General features: G+C 51.4%; 3 protein-coding genes. 2 read left to right on the forward strand and 1 reads right to left on the reverse strand.

Going from position 1 to position 1,735, the window contains the following annotated elements:
* Nucleotides 1–35 precede the first annotated feature (35 nt).
* The gene (locus L0H14_RS12555; RefSeq protein ID WP_367618779.1) at nt 36–266 is read right to left on the reverse strand and encodes a DUF4177 domain-containing protein; all 231 of its coding nucleotides are present in this window, start codon (nt 264–266) and stop codon (nt 36–38) included.
* A gap of 454 nt (nt 267–720) precedes the next feature.
* On the opposite strand from L0H14_RS12555, the gene L0H14_RS12465 reads away from it, so the two are divergent.
* The gene (locus L0H14_RS12465; protein WP_301421996.1) at nt 721–1,350 is read left to right on the forward strand and encodes a hypothetical protein; all 630 of its coding nucleotides are present in this window, start codon (nt 721–723) and stop codon (nt 1,348–1,350) included.
* Entirely contained in the window at nt 1,350–1,577 is a 228-nt protein-coding gene (locus tag L0H14_RS12470) for a helix-turn-helix transcriptional regulator (RefSeq protein WP_301421997.1), read from the forward strand. Before L0H14_RS12465 ends, L0H14_RS12470 begins: the two co-directional genes overlap by 1 nt.
* Nucleotides 1,578–1,735 lie beyond the last annotated feature (158 nt).

The following is a 1,735-nucleotide window of genomic DNA, read 5'->3' on the forward strand; positions in this document are numbered from 1 at the left end:
GGGTATACAGATAATGACAGGGTGTACCTGTATTCTCAGTTGCTATCTCGTTCTAGGACCATGATTAAAGACCGTCCACTGGAAAATTGGAGCCTGGATACGGTGTTTGCCACCTGCCATCCCTCAGTCGCGCATTTGTTCAGCGTTGCTTCTAAATTTTCCGAATTTGTTGCCGCGAAGGGCTCGTCACGGTGAGTCACGACTTTGTACTCTTTCATAGCCTGCCTCCTCATCGGTGGTGAGTACATTCTGTGTGTGGCGCCCATCACAATACAGCCCAGCTTGCCAGCTGCACAGGATACCGATATCACAAGGTCTGAGAAATACTTGCAGTGCTCAAACACGAGAGGCGTCAAGTCGGGTATACCCGGTTTTACACGCCTTACCCTATTAGCGCCAGCAGCTCGGTTCGACCATCCGATGCGTTTGGGTATCAGCACCAGCGACTAGGACACGACTTTGGTCATGGAATCTACGGGTCTCGGTCAGGCGGACCGCAACATGAACCTACGAAAACCGCTAAAGGAAGTTGCGAATCATAGAAGTTGAGCGGCTGGAACGTTGTACTAGATGAAGCCGCCAACGCCGAAATCGACGGGCTTGGTGGATGACTAGTTCCCTCCAGCAACATATCAAACTTAGAACGACTTGATTATGACGCGAGAGGCCGCTGGTGCCATATCGATTTACGTTATTATCGTTTTTCGATATGGTTGTGTCATGCTTACTACAGTTGACCCAGTTCGCTCAGACCGTCATTTCCTTCGTTTTGTGATCATTGCTTTTGGCGTTGCCGTGGTGTGGGTGATAGTTGATGGAGTGATGCAGCTGTGGAGTGGAGCGTCACGAGGTGTGGTGGCGGTGGTGTTACGTCCACCGTTTGAGCCGGTGGTAACGCAGTCCCCCAGCGGTGTCGTACAAGAGCAGCGGGATATATTGCATTTGCAGGTCGATGCGGCGGAGCTGAGTGGTACTGCCGTGGGTTGGCTCAGAGTGGCTGATATCGTCGAAATTGTCTGTTGGGTTGCGTTGTTAGTGTTTGCTGCGATCTTGATTTCTCGTATCGCGCGAGGCAGATTTTTCGATCACCGCTTCCAGGTGCTGTTGAACTGGGTCAGTCTGGCCCTATTGTGTGTGGCCGCGTTACCGGCGATGGCGTCCCTCATTGGAACGAATGCCGCCATTAGTGATCTGGGGTATGGACCGTGGGGAGAGCCCGGAGTCCGACCAAGTGCAGCAGCGACATCCGATGCCTGGATGGTTTTTCTCGTGGTGCTCTTTGTCAGTGGCTTACAAATCGCCTTTCGAAGTGCAACACGTTTGGCACGTGATCAAGACGGGATCATCTAATGCCAGAAGACAATGACGATCATCGAATCGTATGCAAGCTAGATGAGCTACTGAAGCAGCGTGGTTTGACCTTGGCAGAGCTATCCCGTCGAATGGATGTCAGTGTCGTAAATCTTTCGGTGCTAAAAAATAACCGCGGACGAGCCATACGATTCACCACTCTTACCCGTCTGTGTGAGGAACTTCAATGCTCTCCGGGTGATTTGTTTGAACTCCAATCTAAATAGCATTACCAAAGACCCTTAAATCGGAACTATGCGCGAAGTAGTGGTATGAAAATGCCACCCGGACATGGGGTGCGCACCTCGGCACCCACTGCGGATTTCTAGGCGGGTATACCCGGTTGGACAATAAAGAAATTCTGCTGATCCAGGTTTTGAACGGC

The sequence above is a fragment of the Yaniella sp. genome (genome assembly GCF_030453185.1).
Lineage (GTDB): Bacteria > Actinomycetota > Actinomycetes > Actinomycetales > Micrococcaceae > Yaniella.

Bases quoted from the DNA above. Each gene is read 5' to 3' on its own strand.
- L0H14_RS12555 (WP_367618779.1), bottom strand. From the start codon at position 266: ATGGGCGCCACACACAGAATGTACTCACCACCGATGAGGAGGCAGGCT.
- L0H14_RS12465 (WP_301421996.1), top strand. From the start codon at position 721: ATGCTTACTACAGTTGACCCAGTTCGCTCAGACCGTCATTTCCTTCGT.
- L0H14_RS12470 (WP_301421997.1), top strand. From the start codon at position 1,350: ATGCCAGAAGACAATGACGATCATCGAATCGTATGCAAGCTAGATGAG.